At 37.6% G+C, this 18,667-nt stretch carries 17 protein-coding genes; 4 read left to right on the top strand and 13 right to left on the bottom strand.

Going from position 1 to position 18,667, the window contains the following annotated elements; translation table 11 throughout:
* Positions 1 to 13: 13 nt before the first annotated feature.
* The gene (gene yhbH, locus CRI88_RS18350) at positions 14 to 1,171 is read right to left on the bottom strand and encodes a sporulation protein YhbH (protein ID WP_036123405.1); all 1,158 of its coding nucleotides are present in this window, start codon (positions 1,169 to 1,171) and stop codon (positions 14 to 16) included.
* A gap of 186 nt (positions 1,172 to 1,357) precedes the next feature.
* Complete coding sequence (locus CRI88_RS18345; RefSeq protein WP_036123495.1) at positions 1,358 to 3,253, bottom strand: PrkA family serine protein kinase; 1,896 nt, start codon at positions 3,251 to 3,253, stop codon at positions 1,358 to 1,360.
* 202 nt (positions 3,254 to 3,455) lie between these two features.
* Between CRI88_RS18345 and CRI88_RS18340 the strand changes: the two genes are divergently transcribed.
* Positions 3,456 to 4,451, top strand: coding sequence for a M23 family metallopeptidase (locus CRI88_RS18340; RefSeq protein WP_089934616.1), 996 nt, complete (start codon positions 3,456 to 3,458; stop codon positions 4,449 to 4,451).
* Positions 4,452 to 4,716: 265 nt separating this feature from the next.
* Complete coding sequence (locus CRI88_RS18335; protein ID WP_101966920.1) at positions 4,717 to 6,411, top strand: methyl-accepting chemotaxis protein; 1,695 nt, start codon at positions 4,717 to 4,719, stop codon at positions 6,409 to 6,411.
* A gap of 56 nt (positions 6,412 to 6,467) precedes the next feature.
* On the opposite strand, the gene CRI88_RS18330 is transcribed toward CRI88_RS18335, so the two are convergent.
* The 4 genes from CRI88_RS18330 to CRI88_RS18320 form a co-directional block, all read right to left on the bottom strand.
* Positions 6,468 to 7,142: a hypothetical protein gene (locus CRI88_RS18330; RefSeq protein WP_089934622.1), complete on the bottom strand. Its 675-nt coding sequence runs from the start codon at positions 7,140 to 7,142 to the stop codon at positions 6,468 to 6,470.
* An 84-nt stretch (positions 7,143 to 7,226) separates the two neighbouring features.
* Positions 7,227 to 7,361 carry a hypothetical protein gene (locus CRI88_RS23035; RefSeq protein ID WP_257982955.1) on the bottom strand — a complete coding sequence of 45 codons (135 nt, stop codon included), beginning with the start codon at positions 7,359 to 7,361 and terminating at the stop codon, positions 7,227 to 7,229.
* 281 nt (positions 7,362 to 7,642) lie between these two features.
* Entirely contained in the window at positions 7,643 to 7,837 is a 195-nt protein-coding gene (locus tag CRI88_RS18325) for a hypothetical protein (protein ID WP_036123412.1), read from the bottom strand.
* Between the two features lie 141 nt (positions 7,838 to 7,978).
* On the bottom strand, positions 7,979 to 8,473 hold the full coding sequence (locus tag CRI88_RS18320) for a YehS family protein (protein WP_036123415.1): 495 nt from the start codon (positions 8,471 to 8,473) through the stop codon (positions 7,979 to 7,981).
* 186 nt (positions 8,474 to 8,659) lie between these two features.
* Here CRI88_RS18320 and CRI88_RS18315 point away from each other — a divergent pair, with 186 nt between their 5' ends.
* Positions 8,660 to 8,863, top strand: a complete 204-nt coding sequence (locus CRI88_RS18315) for an alpha/beta-type small acid-soluble spore protein (protein WP_004225662.1) — start codon at positions 8,660 to 8,662, stop codon at positions 8,861 to 8,863.
* A gap of 74 nt (positions 8,864 to 8,937) precedes the next feature.
* On the opposite strand, the gene CRI88_RS18310 is transcribed toward CRI88_RS18315, so the two are convergent.
* From CRI88_RS18310 to CRI88_RS18280, 6 genes are all read right to left on the bottom strand, one after another.
* A complete protein-coding gene (locus CRI88_RS18310; RefSeq protein WP_101966919.1) occupies positions 8,938 to 10,134 on the bottom strand; it encodes an MFS transporter in 1,197 nt (398 codons plus the stop codon).
* A 302-nt stretch (positions 10,135 to 10,436) separates the two neighbouring features.
* Positions 10,437 to 11,798, bottom strand: coding sequence for a trypsin-like peptidase domain-containing protein (locus CRI88_RS18305; RefSeq protein WP_101966918.1), 1,362 nt, complete (start codon positions 11,796 to 11,798; stop codon positions 10,437 to 10,439).
* A gap of 443 nt (positions 11,799 to 12,241) precedes the next feature.
* Complete coding sequence (gene glpK, locus CRI88_RS18295) at positions 12,242 to 13,738, bottom strand: glycerol kinase GlpK (protein ID WP_101966917.1); 1,497 nt, start codon at positions 13,736 to 13,738, stop codon at positions 12,242 to 12,244.
* Between the two features lie 19 nt (positions 13,739 to 13,757).
* Entirely contained in the window at positions 13,758 to 14,561 is an 804-nt protein-coding gene (locus tag CRI88_RS18290; RefSeq protein WP_036123422.1) for an MIP/aquaporin family protein, read from the bottom strand.
* A 162-nt stretch (positions 14,562 to 14,723) separates the two neighbouring features.
* Positions 14,724 to 15,281 (bottom strand): glycerol-3-phosphate responsive antiterminator, encoded by a 558-nt coding sequence (locus CRI88_RS18285; RefSeq protein ID WP_036123424.1) that lies wholly within the window; start codon positions 15,279 to 15,281, stop codon positions 14,724 to 14,726.
* A 67-nt stretch (positions 15,282 to 15,348) separates the two neighbouring features.
* Positions 15,349 to 16,992, bottom strand: coding sequence for a glycerol-3-phosphate dehydrogenase/oxidase (locus CRI88_RS18280; RefSeq protein ID WP_101966916.1), 1,644 nt, complete (start codon positions 16,990 to 16,992; stop codon positions 15,349 to 15,351).
* A 332-nt stretch (positions 16,993 to 17,324) separates the two neighbouring features.
* Here CRI88_RS18280 and CRI88_RS18275 point away from each other — a divergent pair, with 332 nt between their 5' ends.
* Positions 17,325 to 17,504 (top strand): hypothetical protein, encoded by a 180-nt coding sequence (locus tag CRI88_RS18275; RefSeq protein ID WP_101966915.1) that lies wholly within the window; start codon positions 17,325 to 17,327, stop codon positions 17,502 to 17,504.
* A 148-nt stretch (positions 17,505 to 17,652) separates the two neighbouring features.
* Here CRI88_RS18275 and CRI88_RS18270 read toward each other — a convergent pair whose 3' ends face one another.
* Complete coding sequence (locus CRI88_RS18270; protein ID WP_101966914.1) at positions 17,653 to 18,621, bottom strand: tRNA dihydrouridine synthase; 969 nt, start codon at positions 18,619 to 18,621, stop codon at positions 17,653 to 17,655.
* Positions 18,622 to 18,667 lie beyond the last annotated feature (46 nt).

The raw sequence follows: 18,667 nt of genomic DNA, 5'->3' as shown, positions 1-18,667 counted from the left end.
CGTTGTGCTGAGCTCACTCTTCATTTTTTTTGAAAAAGCTCTTTAAGGCATCGTATACATCGCCCTTTTTTCTCAAAACATGATATCTAAATTTGGGATCATCAATTTTCTTATAAGTATACATAAGTGTTGAAAAACGGTTATGTTGATTCACCTCACCATAGCCAAACATACTGGAGACATCCATTAACTCTCCCACCAGTTTCAAGCACTTTTCATTATCCATTGAAATATTTTCACCATCTGAGAAATGTACAGGATAAATATTATAGCGAGAAGGATGGTATTTACCCTCAATCAATTCCAGTGCCTTTTTATAAGCTGACGAACAAATAGTTCCTCCACTTTCTCCCTTTGTGAAAAATTCCTCCTCCGTGACCACCTTCGCCTCTGTATGATGGGCAATGAATTCTATTTCCACTGTTTCATACTTGGAGCGTAAAAACTTCGTCATCCAAAAGAAGAAGCTCCGTGCACAATATTTTTCAAAAGCTCCCATCGAGCCACTCGTATCCATCATGGCAAGTACTACTGCTTTGGATTCGGGCTTTTCAATCTCATCCCACGTCTTGAAACGTAAATCATCATTATGAATTGGCGTAATTTCAGCTTTCCCTTTCATGGCATTGCGCTTTATTGCATTTAAAATCGTACGTTTTTTATCAACATTGCCCATTAGCCCTTTTTTTCGAATATCATTAAACTCTATTTTTTCGGTTTTAATATCTGCTTTTTCTTTTTGTTGTAAATTAGGTAACTCAAGTTCATGAAATAAGACGTTCTGAATTTCCTCAATACTGACTTCCGCTTCATAATAATCTTGGCCAGGCTTGTCACCCGCCTCTTTTCCTTTACCTTGAGCCTGATTTGCTTTACTGCCATCTCGAGCTACTACATCTCCAACACTACTATCCCCTTGTCCTTGCCCTACATGCTTCGAGTTATCATAGTTATATCGAATTTTATATTCATCAAGTGAACGAATCGGTATTTTAATAACCTCGCGACCATTAGACATCACAATACTCTCTTCACTAACTAAATCGGGTAAATTATTTTTAATCGCATCCTTCACTTTTTCCATATGGCGTTGCTGGTCCTGGTGCCCTTTACGATGGAGAGACCAATTTTCCTGAGAGATGACAAAGCGTTTATTTTCGTGTTCAGTCATTTTTATCCTCACCCATCTATCAAATTCGCTTTTTCTATACTATGCTTGTGAGCCAAATTCTTGAACTTTTTTCGTAAAATGAATTGTGCATCTATATTAATCCCTTGTCCTGATAGTAAAAGGAGTGCCCTAAAAATGGGACACTCCTATCTGACTTGTAACAATCCAAATCAAGGTGAAAATTAATTACCGATTGAGTAGACTTCCTACATATTGCAGCAGCTCATTTGCCGATGTTGTGTTATAGCCATGTTCATCAACTAGTCTTGCAACAACCTCATTAATTTTCTTCAGTTGAGATTCATCTGGCATTTTAGAAGAAGTAGTAATTTTCACAACATCTTTCAAGTCTGCAAATAATTTCTTTTGAATCGCTTCTCGCAATCTTTCATGAGAGTTGTAGTCAAATCGTTTACCTTTTCGTGCATAAGCAGAAATACGAATGAGAATTTCCTCACGAAATGCCTTTTTAGCATTTTCTGAAATACCAATTTGCTCTTCAATCGAGCGCATTAATTTTTCGTCAGGATTCATTTCCTCACCAGTTAGTCGATCGTATAGCTTATTTTTATTACAAAATGCCTCTACATTATCAAGGTAATTGTTCATCAATGATTTTGCCGATTCTTCATAAGAGTACACAAAAGCCTTTTGTACTTCATTTTTAGCAATTTCATCATATTCCTTACGTGCAACCGCAATGTAATTCATATACTTTTCGCGATCCTCTTGAGAAATAGAAGCATGCTGATCTAATCCATCCTTCAGTGCTCGTAAAACATCTAATGCATTAATCGATGGCACCTCTTTGCGAATAATAGCAGAAGAAATACGGTTAATGATATAGCGTGGATCAATACCGTTCATCCCTTCGCTCGGAAACTCTTTTTTCAGCTCCTCCAAGTCAACGGAATTAAATCCCTCCACATTTTCTCCGTCGTACAAGCGCATTTTCTTAATCAGATCCACACCTTGTTTTTTCGGCACTTCTAATCTAGTGAGAACCGAAAAGATTGCTGCGGCCTTTAAAGCATGCGGTGCAATATGGACGTGGGACATATCACTCTCTTTTATCATCTTTTGATATATATGCTCTTCCTGACTAACTTTTAAGTTATACGGTATCGGCATAACGATAATTCGAGAATGTAAAGCCTCATTCTTCTTGTTCGAAATAAAAGATCGATACTCCGTTTCGTTTGTATGAGCAACGATTAATTCATCTGCACTAATTAAAGCGAATCTCCCGGCTTTGAAATTTCCTTCCTGTGTTAGAGATAATAAGTTCCACAAGAATTTTTCATCGAGTTTCAGCATCTCCTGGAATTCCATCATACCCCTATTGGCTTTATTGAGTTCCCCGTCGAAGCGATATGCTCGGGGATCTGATTCTGAACCAAACTCACCAATGGTAGAAAAATCAATACTTCCTGTTAAATCAGCAATATCCTGTGATTTAGGATCAGATGGTGTAAATGTTCCGATGCCCACACGTTTATCTTCTGAAAAGGTAATACGTTCAATCATCACGTTTTCAATACGCCCATCGTATTCCTTTTCAAGACGCATCGTATTTAAAGGCGATAAACTTCCTTCAATTCTTATACCATACTCTTCAAAAAATTCATTACGCAAATGATGTGGAATTAAATGTAATGGATCTTCATGCATAGGACATCCCTTAATTGCGTAAACCGCGCCCTCATCTGTGCGCGAATATTGTTCTAATCCACGCTTCAGTAAAGTAACGATTGTTGATTTACCACCACTAACAGGTCCCATTAATAATAAAATACGTTTTCTAACATCTAACCTGCGCGCTGCTGGATGGAAATATTCCTCCACCAGTCTTTCAATTGCTGTTTCAAGCCCAAAAATTTCTTGTCCGAAAAATTTGTACATTTTTTGCCCATCGCGTTCCTCTACACCAGAACTTTTTATCATATTGTAGACGCGTGAATGGGCTGTTTGAGCAACTTCAGGTCTTTCCCTAATGATGTTTAAATAATCTGCAAATGTCCCTTCCCACTTCAGCCTATTTTCTTCTTCGCGATAGTTTTTCACTTTATCTAAAATGTTAATAGCCTTCCCTCCATTCAGGGCTTGATTTATAACATAGTATGAAGTTAATCGCATGATGATACCCATTACTTTTTCTTTGACGACGTTTCTTCTTATTATTTCTTTTTTAGGGATAAAAAGATTGCGGATTTATTGGCTGTTTAAGCTTACTGAATGAAGATAAAAATTTCGGTTATTCTAACGTTAGAAAGGAGGTCCATCATTGCATCGCCATTTTATTTTTCTTTTCACATTTTTATTTTTAGGAATGATGCTGTACCCTACTGCCTCTTTTGCAAAAGAGGAGCTAGCAGAAGAAGAAGCTTTACAACAGCGTATGTCCTATTATGTACAATTTGATGAATTACTCATTCCTTGGCATTTTTTAGCGGCTATCGATCAGTATGAAAGAAATCTCCAATCTGTTCGTAAAGATATCCCTAAACGAGAAGGCTATTTGGCTATCCAATTTTCTGATGAATATTGGTCAGGCGCATTAAATCCTGTAAAGGAAGATACCTCACCTGAAACGATTAGCTATTTCGGTGGTATGGGCCTTGATGGGAATCATGATGGAATCGCTAGTCCAAAGGATGATGAGGATGTCATTTTTTCAATGGCTAGTTATTTAGGAAAATTCGGCACGACTGATGAGGATTTTAAATTAGCATTATGGGAATATTATGGAAGTGAAGAAGCAGTCAATCAAATTTTTACGATTTCCACACTGTACAGACATTTTAAAACAATTGAACTGGATGCACATACCTTCCCACTCAATATTCGCTCGAATTACAGTTACAGGGGTACTTGGGGTGCCAATAGAGGCTGGGGTGGACGTCGGATTCATGAAGGAACCGATATTTTTGCAAGTTATGGAACCCCTGTCTTATCTACCTCCTATGGAATTGTTGAGGTAAAAGGCTGGAATCAATTTGGTGGCTGGCGTATTGGTATTCGTGATAATCATAACTCCTATCACTATTATGCCCACCTTGGTAGCTATCATAAGGACATTGAGGTAGGCTCCGTTGTAGAGCCTGGCACGGTGCTTGGCTATGTGGGAAGCTCTGGATATGGGAAAGAAGGTACATCAGGAAAATTCCCTCCACATCTTCATTATGGTATTTACAAATTTAATGGAAGAACCGAATGGGCTTTTGATCCATACCCCTCCTTATTGCAATGGGAGCGGCAAGCAAAAAAACAAAAACAATAGATCTTTTATAATACATGGCACTTGAAGCATTTTGCTACAGGTGCTTTTTTCTTATTATATAGGAAAATTATACGTAAATATATTCATTAGTTGTTAGACATCTATATATATTTAACTACAGGCAACCCAGAACCCATTATACGGTTGTACTAAAAAACTATTTTTAACTATTTTTACCGAAAGCCTTATTAATCTACACAAATAGTTATAAAATAATAATTATGATTGAATAAAATTCTCAATGAGATAGTAAAGGGATGGGGAAATGAAAGGCATTTTACAGTTTAAAACACTTAAAGCTCGAATTTTAAGTGCATTTATTTTTTTGTTAGTTTTAGTAGTGAGCTTTACAACCTATACTTACAATTCCAATACAAATATGGAGAGACAGGCAAAAGATTTAGTAAAGGAAGATTTAGTTGTTTTAAATGCCAGTAAAAATTTAGCATTATCTATGAGTGTGCGACTGTCAGCTGCTTTAAACTATGTAATGACTGGTGATGAAAAATATAAGGAAACGTTTAATGAATATCGTCAAATGGCTGAGGAAAACAATGCTATTCTAGACGAATATGAAACATCAAATGAACGTACTCTGCTAGTAGAAATAGCACGTGATTGGAGTAATCTTGTCAACACTGAGGTGTTTGATATCTACGAAAAGGGCAATAAAGAGTTAGCTTTAGAAAATTTAATGGATACACATGGCCTCGTGACAAAAGTACGCAATGGTTATGAGGAACTTGCGGATGAACGTGCCGATGCGATTACGTCCGTTGGTAATGATGTTGTTTCAACAAGCTCTCAAAATCGAACAATCGGGATTGCTTTCAGTTTAATTTTAACTATAGCTGGTATTCTAATTGCTATTATTACAGCTAGTACCATTTCCAGACCGGTTAAAGTTGTAGCGAATCGTATGAAGGAATTAGCAGATGGTAATTTGCAACTGGAGCCATTAGCAGTTAAAACACGAGATGAAATCGGCACGTTAATGCTTGCTGCTAATGAAATGAACAATAAATTAAAACAAACGATTCATTCCATCTACAGCGTTTCAGAAACAGTGGCCGCAAGTAGTGAAGAGCTGGCTCAATCATCGAATGAAGTACAAGCAGGTACAGAGCAAATTACAGTAACCATGCAAGAGCTTGCTTCAGGTACAGAAACACAAGCGTCCACAACGGGTGATTTAGCAGAAACAATGACAGCCTTTAAGCGCAGTATTCACGACACAACACAAGAAGGCATTGAATTAAAAGAACATTCTAGCCATGTCCAAAATTTAACGGTTTCTGGTAAAGGCTTAATGGTTCAATCGACTAAACAAATGGCTGCGATTAATGACATTATGCTAGATTCCGTGAAAAAGGTTGAAAGTTTGAATGTACAGTCCGCCGAAATTTCCAAGCTTGTGTCAGTTATAGACGAGATTTCAAATCAAACAAATTTACTCGCACTCAATGCAGCGATTGAAGCAGCACGAGCAGGTGAACACGGAAAAGGCTTTGCCGTTGTCGCAGATGAAGTCCGCAAGCTCGCTGAACAAGTGCAATTCTCTGTCACGGATATTTCAACAATCGTCCATCGTATTCAAGGTGAGACAGGCAATGTCACTTCTGCCCTACAATCAGGCTATGAAGAAGTTAAAAGGGGAACCGCACAGCTTGATCAAACAAACGAAACATTTGATCAAATATCAAATGCAGTAGAGGATATGATCGAGAATATTACGACCATTTCTACTAATTTACATCATCTTGCTCAAAATTCAGAAACCATTAATGTCTCTATAGATGACATGGCTTCTATTTCACAGGAATCCGCCGCCGGTGTTGAACAAACAACAGCAACTGTAGAGGAAACCGCCGCTACAATGGATGAAATCGCTAGAAGTGCAAATCAACTCGCAGGAATGGCTGAAGAACTAAACACCCAACTACAGCAATTTAAAATTTAACGAACTACACAACAAAAGCTATCTCAAATTTTTCTAATTCGAGATAGCTTTTTCGATTATTGCCAATGATTGATCGGAACTCTTTCCAATTCATGACGTTTGATAATTACGCTTATCTTTTGAAACCATTTCTCACAAAGCTCCATAGCTTCCTTGTAGTCCTCTTCCTCTTTTGAAATTAGCTCTTCACCATTATCCATAAACATATATTCTTGAATTGGCTCTGATAAATGATCCACTACTAATTTTAAAGAAAGCTGTGAAATGGTATCTTCCTCCACCTCCACTTCCTCTATTTCATCCGCTTCCCCAAGTAAAGACCCACTCATAAGGTGATTCTTTGTTCTAATCATAAACTCTTCGTCTTCCATGATGGCCACTTCATATATTTTGTTAAATGGAATCTCTATTATTGTCAACTCTTCATCTAGCGATTCTCTTCGTGCAAAAATAAGCGTATTTGTCTGTTCATTTAACAATAAAGCATTTAAAGCATCATTGGATAATGTACATTGGGTATGAGGAATAGCCATTATCTCTTCTTCACTAGCTTCCGTCATTTGTACCAAAGTTTGTGCAGCAATATAACGTTCTTTTATATATCGAATGCTACCAATACTGACTAAAGCAAGTCCTATTAAAAAAAATAATGGCTTAATGATGGCTAATTCAATTGCATTTGCTAGAAAAAGATAGACAATCCCTAATAAAATGAAGAAAATATTTTTCATTCAGACCCCGCCTTTATCAAGATAATTGCTAGAAAAAATAGGTTGATGTACTAGCAATTTTATTCTCGACTCTAGCTTTTCATTCTAATAAAAAACACGAATCCATTGAAATTCAATGACCTCGTGCTCTCCATAGTTTAATTTTTCTTTACTGCTTGCACCAAGGACATGTTGTGATGGTAGTACAAGTAAGCTCACCACGACAATTGTGATACCCATTATAAATTGACTTGAAAGCTTCCCCTAACATTCCCGGAATCCGGCTAATCCCAATAACAATAATCATACTGCTTATTTTAGACTATTGAATGCATCTTTAATTAGTGTTTATTTACTTGAGAATACATCATTGTGAAGTTTTCATTCACCATGTCATTTATTGAACCCTTCCATTTCGGTATAAAATCATTTTGTCATATCAACATAAAAAAACAGCTACGACCTCAATGCGAGTTGTAGCTGCCTATTTCATTCCACTTACCCCTAAGTGTTTGATTGCATTATACGTTTTGTGTGACAAGTAAAACGGATGGTATAAACGATAGTGCAAACATAGCGATATACCATAATGAAGTACGACGTAATGAAAAACGAACTTTTTTTCGTTCTGCATAAAAAATATCTAACATAACTGCAACAATAAAAGGCATTGTAACGCATGCAATAGCTACTAATAAGATGTCAAAATAAATCATACAAGCACCCCTTTGTTTGTGAACATTTTTCATCTTTTTTGTGAACAATTTGTGATAAATTTATTGTACACAATTTCGTCACAAATTGTCAACGAATTTTAAAGAAAAAAATGGTACTTTATGATTTAAAACATCTGTCTGTTACCCTCTATATTTATATGTTAAGCCCCTTAAAAAATTACGTACGAACGAATCACCGCACTCTTTATAATTACGGTGACTTGGATTTCTTAAAATGGCACCTAATTCACCTTTTGTCACCTTAATTCCACCATCATATAAAATTTCAAGCATCTCCTCAGTTGTTAAGGATAAGGCAATTTTCACTTTCTTTAATAGCATATTGTTCGGACTTTCTTTTCCAGACACAGGTAGTGGTCCCTCAGCCTGTCCTTCCTTTGGCTTCTGTGGCCCACGTTTAAAGGTAATGAGTCCATTTAAAAAAGCTTCCAACATTTTATTATTACAACTAATGTATGTTTCTGGTGCTTCTTCCTCATCATTAATCTTAATGAGCATATTTAATACTTCTTCTTTCGTATAGTTCATACCACCTAGCTTAAAAATTTCTACCATATCTACATTTTTTATATCGAATGCATAGCGTAAACGAATTAAAATATCATTATTCGTCATTCTGTTGTTCCTCCTTTAATCAACCTTCTATAGTAAAGAGCCAGGCTTAATTATAACAGAGAGTTTGCTGATTATTGCTGGCTTTCCACAAGTTGTTGTTATTAGCATTTAGCGTGTGCGTTTCCTTCTTTTTAAATGTATGAAAAGTTGGTAAGCAACCATTCTAAGCTCAAGGAGGTGAGAACAATGGCTAACAATAACCGTAGTTCAAATAAGCTTCTAGTACCTGGCGTACACGAAGCTGTCAATCAAATGAAATATGAAATTGCACAAGAATTTGGCGTTCAGCTTGGGCCAGAAGCATCTTCTCGCGCAAATGGTTCCGTTGGAGGAGAAATTACAAAACGCCTTGTTGAAATCGCTGAGAAACGTTCAAAAGGTTTATTATAATTAAATAAAAACTAATAAAAAAAGAACGAATCCCATTTGAAGAAGTGGAATTCGTTCTTTCGTGATGTATAGGATTAAGCCGTTTGCAAACCCTTGCCTGTTCCCTGAAGTGTCAGCATGACGATAAAGGAAATGCAATACAATGCTGCTAAGTAAATCATAACGACTGTCATATCGTAACTTTGTAAAATATAGCCGACAAAGATTGGTGAAAATCCTCCTATTGCTCGACCAAAGTTAAAAATAGTATTTGTTGCTGTACTGCGAATTTGGACTGGATAGAAGCTACTAATTAATGCACCATACCCTGCAAACATTCCGTTAGAGAAAAATCCTACAACTGCACCGCCTAATAATATGGCTATTGCACCTGTTGCAAAGGAATAAAGGAATACTGCACAGGCTGAGGCTAATAAAAAGATACCGAATGTACGCTTTGCACCAAAACGATCCATAAATCTACCAAATGTCAGCATTCCAATAATCATGCCGACAGCGGTACTAATTGTCCACAAGGCTGAGCTGGAAACTGATAATCCTTGCGATTTTTGTAGCATAGATGGTAGCCAGATCATGAGGCCATTATAGCCTGCGATTTGAACAGTAGCCATTAAAATCAGCGAAAGAGTCGTCATCGTGATTCGTGGTGAAGCAAATAATTGGGCCAGTTTCCCTTTCTCTTGCTTATTGTTTTGTTTATTCTGTGACGCCACCCATTCTGGTGATTCATCAAGATTTTTACGTACGATAAAGGCAAAAATGACTGGTAATAAACCGACGAAGAATAAAGCTCTCCATCCTAAAGTTGGTAAAATGATGGCACTTAGTAATGCCGCTAAGATCACCCCATACTGTGCCCCTACACTTACATACGAAGAAGCTCTTCCTTGTTTATTCTTCGGCCAAGCCTCCGCCACAAGTGCCATACCAATACCATATTCCCCACCAGCTCCTAAGCCAGCGATAAATCTATAAACATAAACTTGCTCAATACTTGTTGCTACGCCTGTTAAGGCTGTTCCGATGGCAAATAATATGACGGTATACGTAAACACTTTTACGCGACCATATTTGTCGGCCAACACACCAAAAATAATACCACCCATTAGCATTCCAATATTCGTGATGGATGAAATCAATCCACCAGTTGCAAGATCAATATTAAATTCTGCAATAATCATTGTCATAGCAAAAGAAATAAACATAATGTCCATTCCCTCTAGCGTTAACCCTGCCACTGAAGCGACCACGGTTTTTTTACGATAATCCATTCTTTGTAGCCTCCAATTTTCTAGTTGTCGATCTCTTTTAGTGAATGGATTATAGCTGTCTTGTCCATTCTCTTTTGAAGCCTCACGGGACTTCCTTTAAAAGAGGAGTATGGAACAATAATAAAAGCCCTTCCGTCACAGAGGACAAAAGGGCATGACAAAGCAAAGATATTAGCTTAAAAATATCACATAGCCCTTTTCAGCCTCTCTGGACCGTATTAAAGGATTTATATATCGTTCATTTATACCGTTCTACATTCTATAAGATTACGAATGAAAAAGCAATGGTTGAATAGTGGAAATTAGCCTGATACTTCAATAAAGTTTTGGGCAAATTGATAAATCAAATGAGCTGGTACAGCTAAGTTCAGATTCTGACCATCATCAAAGCCTGCTGTTATCAAACCGACCAATCGTCCATGCATATCCAATAAAGCACCACCAGAACTGCCATTGGAAATAGCAGCCGTAAATTGAATCATGGACATTTTTCGAAGATCTCGAAAGCCTGAAACAATTCCATCAGAAACTGAATTAAATAATCCTAAGGGACTGCCAATCGCCACAATTTTTTGCCCGCGAACTAATTGACCCTCTATTTTAACAGGCAAAGGTAGACTTGTTCTGTCTACCTTCAAAATAGCCAAATCATGCATGTCATGATATTTCACAAATTGATGGGTAATATATTCGTTTGGATCATTTTCATATAGCACTGAATAATAGTTCCCACCACCTACAACATGCAAGTTCGTCAAAATATAGCCATCGCGATGGAGAACAACTCCAGAACCAAAACATAACGCCTTACCATCTGCACCAAATGTCTTTATCATCACAACAGATGTCGCTAAAGAAGCCAACTGTTCATAACTACACTCTTCTGTAGTAACCATGCTAGTACTATGAACTGGGAGAATCGTCGGTTGTTGTGGTGGTATGCTTTTCATCGAGAGCATTTTAGGGATTATGAATTCTTTTTCATAGCAATTACGACAACTCTGCAAAGTAGATGATGCTGCTATGATAGGATACAAATTAGTGATATCCCCTTTAGGGTTCATATAACATATATCGCAGCCAAGTGTCGATAAAAAATATAAGAATAATGATTCATGCTGCGTAATGTCTCCTATAAAAACAATTTTAAAGGATGCTTGATTTTCCTTAGAAAAAATTTGTGGTAAATAATAATCCATCCAATATAAAAATTTAACTGCAAAGTTTTTTAGTAACGTGTCATTAGCATGCGGCTGATGTTCTTTAAAAAGATGGAGAATTTTTTTAAAGCTAAGCTTTTTTGTCCATTCAAGTTGATCATTCGGTAATTTACCGCATAAAGATGTCTCATACAGTAACTGCATACTATCAGCAGCAGCCTGCCAATCTCCCCAAAGCTCCGACAGTCTATCTGCATCTTTCTTATTATTGATGACCTCAAGCCTATGTAGTCGTAAATAAAATACGCTTTGCTTTGTGAAATACTCATCCATTTTTAAAATATCTTCTTTATAAAGATCTACAGAATCAGGTATACCAATATAACGTAGAAAGACCACTTCCTTCGTAAGGGCATTATTGTGAGGATTGATCTGCATAAACTCCTGAAAAGGATTGGCTAACTTTTTATACTTAATTTTTAACGGTCTCGTTGTCACAACCATCTTCATACAACTCCTATAAAACGTCATTACATATAATGGTACTTATATACAATTCTCTGATTTCTCTCTAAATCCTCTATTCCTTACGAACAAAAAAGCCCAACTCTATAAAGAATTGGACGTTTTCTTCACCTTTCTCAAATAAAAATCGACAGAAATATGACTAATGGTAGGGCTTGTCTAAAACAAGAACCCTGCCACCAGCATCTATAGCTAGAGCACCAATAGCTCATGCAAATGGCAAAACAGACTTAAAAAAGAAATCATATAAGAAAATGAAAAGCAATTAGCATTGAAAGACCTCGCTCAAATGATCGAAAATTTGAGCACTCATTGGACATTCGTTACGAGCTATCTGGAGACAACATAAAAAATAGAGAAATCCGAATTCGGATTTCTCATTAATTGAAGCTAGTTATACCCCAGCCTCTCAAATGGTTTGCTTACTTAAATACTTGCGCTGCGGCAACAGCCTTTTTCCAGCCTGCATAAATATTGTCACGATACTCGTCACTCATATTTGGTGTAAATTGACGATCTAAATTCCAATACTTTCCGATCTCCTCTGTTGAATGCCAATAGCCAACTGCTAGGCCTGCTAAATAAGCTGCTCCTAAAGCTGTTGTTTCATTGATAACTGGGCGATCAACAGGAACATTTAATAAATCTGCTTGGAATTGCATTAAGAAATTATTTGCCACAGCTCCGCCATCCACACGCAATTTTGCTAACGGAATATTAGCATCTGCTTCCATCGCTGCTAATACATCCTTTGTTTGATAAGCTAATGATTCTAGTGTCGCACGTACAAAATGTTCTTTCGATGTCCCACGTGTTAAGCCAAAGACAGCTCCACGTACATCAGAATCCCAATACGGTGTGCCTAAGCCAACAAATGCTGGGACAATATAAACTCCATCTGTTGATTCCACACGCGTCGCATATTGCTCTGATTCACTCGCATTACGGAACATACGCAAACCATCACGTAGCCATTGAATCGCTGAGCCTGCTACAAAAATACTTCCCTCTAAAGCATACGTTACTTTACCATCTAAGCCCCAAGCTAATGTTGTCAATAATCCATTATTTGACTTCACTGCCTTTTCGCCTGTGTTCATTAACATAAAGCAGCCTGTGCCATATGTGTTCTTGACCATTCCTTCTTCAAAACATGCCTGACCGAATAATGCTGCTTGTTGGTCACCAGCAGCACCCGCAATTGGGACAGCAGAGCCAAAGAATAAAGCCTCCTCTGTATAGCCATAAATTTCAGAAGAAGGACGTACTTCTGGCAGCATAGAGGCAGGAACAGTTAAAATTTCTAAAAGTTCTTCATCCCACTGTAACTCATGGATATTATACATCAATGTACGAGAAGCATTTGAATAATCTGTTACATGTACTTTCCCACCCGATAACTTCCAAATTAGCCATGTATCAATTGTACCGAATAGCAACTCTCCTGCCTCAGCTTTTTCACGTGCTCCCTCAACATGATCTAAAATCCACTTCACTTTTGTGCCAGAGAAGTAAGCATCGATTAATAAGCCTGTTTTATCACGGAATAAATCATTGTAACCGCTTTCCTTTAACTGCTCACAAATTTCATTCGTTTGACGTGATTGCCAAACAATTGCGTTATAAACAGGTTTGCCAGTATGTTTATCCCACACTACGGTTGTTTCGCGTTGGTTTGTAATCCCAATCCCTGCAATTTGGCTTGAATCCACACCTTTTTCTGATAACACGGTTGCAATACAAGATAGGATAGATGACCAAATTTCCTCTGCATGATGCTCTACCCAGCCTGCTTGTGGAAAATGTTGTTGGAATTCTTGTTGAGCAGTGTGTACAATTTTACCCTTTTCATCAAATAGAATAGCTCTTGAACTTGTTGTGCCTTGGTCTAACGCTAAAATATATTTTTTTTCTGACATAGAAATCCCTCCAAATAAATTAGTCTTCAACTTGAACATTCTTGACAGTTAATTGTGCCCCTATGAAAATAGTAACAACAATCACTGCAACAATCCAAAATGCTATACTATTTTTCCCTTCAAATATTTGTTGGAAAAACAATGCACCAAATGTACCACCAATAATTGGACCTACAACTGGTATCCATGCATATCCCCAACCAGAATCACCTTTTCCTGAAATCGGCAAAATAAAATGGGCGATACGTGGACCCAAATCGCGGGCAGGGTTAATCGCATAGCCTGTTGGGCCACCTAAAGCCATCCCAATCACAATAATTAACAGACCAACTAAAAATGGATTTAAACCATCTGTAATCGTATTTGTACCTAACGCTAAAATGCCTAATACTAAAATAAATGTTCCTATCATTTCAGATAGTAGATTTGATAAAGGATGCTTAATAGCTGGCATTGTGGAAAATGGCGCTAATTTTGTATCTGCATCTGCTGTTGCCTGCCAATGTGGTAAATACATAAAGTAAACAAGCGTTGCTCCTAAAAATGCACCAATCATTTGTGCTGCAATATATGCTGGTACATCTCCCCATGGAAAATTGCCAATCGTGGCAAGAGCAATGGTTAGTGCAGGATTTAGATGAGCACCGCTAATTCCCCCTACTGCATAGGCTGCCATTGCAACAGCAAGTCCCCATGCAAAGGTAATAACAATCCATCCACCACCAAAGCCTTTCGATTTGTTTAGCACAGTACCAGCTACAACGCCGCCACCAAATAAAATAAGAATCATTGTGCCGACCAGCTCAGCTGTAAACGTAGACATAGTGAAGTCCCCCTTTGTGATAATAGCCCATAGAAAACAAAAAGGAACCCACATTTAATCAAACTACATTAAAACATGTAGATGAACAAATGTGGGTTCCTTTTCCTAACCACGCGCTTATGAACTTAAGTTCATTTTAGAGAAAAAAACATACAGAGTCAACTATTTATTGAAATTTTCCCATAATTTCTTATTAGATGTTGTAACGGCGATAGCGCCCCCAGTTAACGCTTCTTCAATATTGTCCACTGTACGCACTAAGCCACCTGTAATAACAGGGATTTGTGTCCGCTCATAGATTTCTTGAATCATAGACGGAATAATGCCTGGTAATAGCTCAATATAATCAGGCTGTGCTGTTTCAATCATCGAATAACTTTTTTCAAGAGCAATCGTATCAATCAAAAACACACGTTGAATAGCCATAATTCCACGAGCTTTGGCTTTCATTAGCATATTGGAACGAGTTGAAATAATACCAGCGGGACGAACATCATTACATAAAAAGTCCGCTGCAAAATTATCCGTTTTTAAGCCATGAATTAAATCAGCATGAATAATTAATTTTTTTCCATGCCGATGTGCCTCACGCTTTAAAGACATCAATAAGCTAATATGCACCTCCAAGAGGACAATATAAGTGAATGGACTTGCTATTATTTCGTCAAACTGCTTAACAGTACGCGCTGCAGGAATTACCTGTTGATTATCAAAATGCATACCATTCTCTCCTTCCCTTATAATACAGGGTAAATGCTCACCTTATATTATGAGAGTAACTACCTCATTATAGCGCAGTTGTCGCTCGTTTTATTTCTTTCTTAACATCTTCTTCATATTGTGTACGTTGCTGTGCTGTCCAGTTGAGTTGCTTAGCCATTTCATCTAAAATAGCCTCTTTATATTGTTTAACAATGGCCATTTGGAAGAACATATATCCTGTACGGCGAACCATAAAGTCATTCGGATGAACGACCAATTCATGATGAATACCATACATTAATTGTGCATACAGCCATGATGGTAAAACTGGATGTCCTTCCTTAACATAGTTAAAGACAATATCTACATTGCTACCATAATGCTGTGTTAAAAATTTAGCCTCTTCTTCGGATAAGCCTAATTTTTTGCCTAATCTTGTATGGTCATGTAAGAAGGCATATAATTTCTTTGAACCGCCAATATCACCACCAGAAATTGGTATTTTCTTTGTTGTACATGGAGAAGATTGAATGCCAAATTGTTGCTCTAGTTCCTGTGCAATCGTATTTAATACCGTTTCAGCCATTTTACGGTAGCCTGTTAATTTCCCACCTGCAATTGTTACAAGTCCTGATGGTGATACCCACACTTCATCCTTACGAGAAATTTCAGACGGATTTTTTCCGTCCTCATGAATCAACGGACGCACACCTGCCCAGCTTGATTCAATATCCGCATCTGTCACCTTTACATTTGGGAACATATAACGAATCGCGTTCATTATATAATCGCGATCCTCTTGATAAATATCCATATTACGAGCATCGCCCTCATAAAATGTATCTGTTGTTCCTACATAGGTCTTACCTTGACGAGGAATGGCAAATACCATACGACCATCAGGTGTATCAAAATAAACAGCTTGTTTTAATGGGAATTTTGATTCATCAAAAACAATATGCACACCTTTTGATAAAATTAAATGCTTCCCTGCCTGCTTCCCTTCAATTGTGCGCACATCATCCACCCATGGACCAGCAGCATTAACCACTGCCTTTGCACGAATATCGATTGTACGATCTGTTATTATATCCTTTGCTACAATGCCATTGATTTTTCGCTGTTCATTATATAAGAAGTTTTCGGCTTTCATATAATTAATTAATGTTGCACCTTTTTCAATCGCTGCCTTCGCTACCTCAATCGTTAAACGAGCATCATCCGTACGGTATTCCACATACATACCACCACCAAGTAATCCCTTTGTCTTCACTAATGGCTCCTTCTCAACGGTTTCAACTGCATTTAACATATAACGACGCTCAGCACGTCTGACTCCTGCTAAAAAATCATAGACACGCAAGCCAAGATTTGTAGAGTATTTTCCAAATGTCCCGCCCTTATGAAAAGGTAACAGCATCCAAACAGGTGTTGTCACATGTGGACCATTTTCATAAACAATGGCACGTTCCTTTCCTAACTCTGCTACCTCTTTTATTTCAAATTGCTTTAAATAGCGTAAACCACCATGTACTAATTTTGTCGAACGGCTAGAGGTACCTGCTGCAAAATCCTGCATTTCCACTAATGCTACAGAAAGACCGCGAGCAATAGCATCTAGTGCAATACCACATCCTGTAATGCCCCCACCAATTACTAATAAATCATACTCCCTGCCTTGTAGTTCCTCCATTGTTTGTTGTCGTTGTATCGCAGAAGCTGTACTCATATTTTATTTCCTCCCTCATCATTTTAAAGATAAAAAAAGACCATCAAAAGCATATGTACGCTAGGTACATACGTTTTCAATGGTCTCTCAGTTACTCAAACCTGCTATTAACTTACTTTTTATTGTAATATGCACATTCGAAAAAGGCAAGTTTATGTTTTAGCAGTATACTGTTATGTGAAGAAATATGCGCTACGAAAGTAGCTACACATGCCTAAACAAAAACGTTTTTTAGCAAAAGATGATAGCCTCTACTGTTCATTTGAAACTTAATAAACATTTGATCGTAAATATATTAAAAAATTGTAACGGTTAAAAAGGATTGAGAATTTATGAAGGATTGGTGGCAAAGAAGAAAAGGCAAGAAGTACCACAGCGGTTATACATTTTTAGATTTCATTTTTGATATACTCGTTTGGATACCTGAACTCATTCTCTTGCCTTTTAGAGTCCTTTTCTGGTTACTTAGAGGCATAGGGAGATTGATTGGTGATGTATTTGATTTTGTCTAAAAATGCTGTTTGCTTATAAAGGTTAAAATAAATAGGAAGATTCATTTGTAGCCTTTATACCAGAAAAAAAGCAAGAGTAAGGAGTGGATATTGCTTACTCCTGCCCTTGCTTTTTATGAATTATGCTCCATTCTTACCAGCTAACAGGTCACTCCATATTATTTGCTTCAAAGTTATCTAGCAATGCACGCACTTCATCTGTTGATTTCGTGTTCATCAATTGGCTTCTTAATTCACCAGCTCCACGGAATCCTTTGACATAAATTTTGAAAAAGCGGTGAAGCCCTGTGATGGAACGTGGTAGTACTTCCGCATATTGATCTTGCAGATCGAGCTGCAGTCTTAAAAGATCAAGATACTCTTTACTGCTATGCTCTTTTGGCTCTTTTTCAAAAGCAAACGGATTTTTAAAAATACCTCGCCCAATCATCACGCCATCAATACCATATTGTTCAGCTAGCTGCAGTCCCGTTTGACGGTCAGGAATATCTCCATTGATTGTTAGTAGCGTATTTGGTGCAATACGGTCACGTAATTTTTTGATTTCCGGAATAAGCTCCCAATGCGCATCTACTAAGCTCATTTCCTTTCTTGTTCGTAGATGAATCGAAAGGTTCGCTATATCTTGTTGTAAAATATGTGTTAGCCACTCCTCCCACTCATTTATCTCCTTATAGCCAAGACGGGTTTTCACACTGACAGGCAATCCACCCGCTTTTGCTGCTTGAATCAATTCTGCCGCGACATCTGGACGGAGAATAAGGCCACTCCCTTTTCCTCTTGATGCCACATTCGGTACAGGGCAACCCATATTAATATCAATGCCTTTAAAACCGAGCTCTGCCATACCAATACTCATTTGACGGAAATAGTCGGGATTATCCCCCCAAATATGTGCCACCATTGGCTGCTCATCTTCTGTAAAAGTCAAACGGCCACGTACACTTTTCTGTCCCTCTGGATGACAATAGCTATCCGAATTTGTAAACTCTGTAAAAAATACATCCGGCCGACCCGCTTCATTTACTACATGTCGAAAAACAACATCTGTCACATCTTCCATTGGTGCCAGCACAAAAAATGGTCGTGGTAAATCACGCCAAAAATTATCTATCATGTTAAACCCAAATCCTCTCACTATGAATAAAACTCTATACTTTCAG

Source organism: Lysinibacillus fusiformis (assembly GCF_002845985.1).
Classification (GTDB): domain Bacteria; phylum Bacillota; class Bacilli; order Bacillales_A; family Planococcaceae; genus Lysinibacillus; species Lysinibacillus fusiformis_D.
This window is presented reverse-complemented; position numbering and strand designations above follow the sequence as displayed.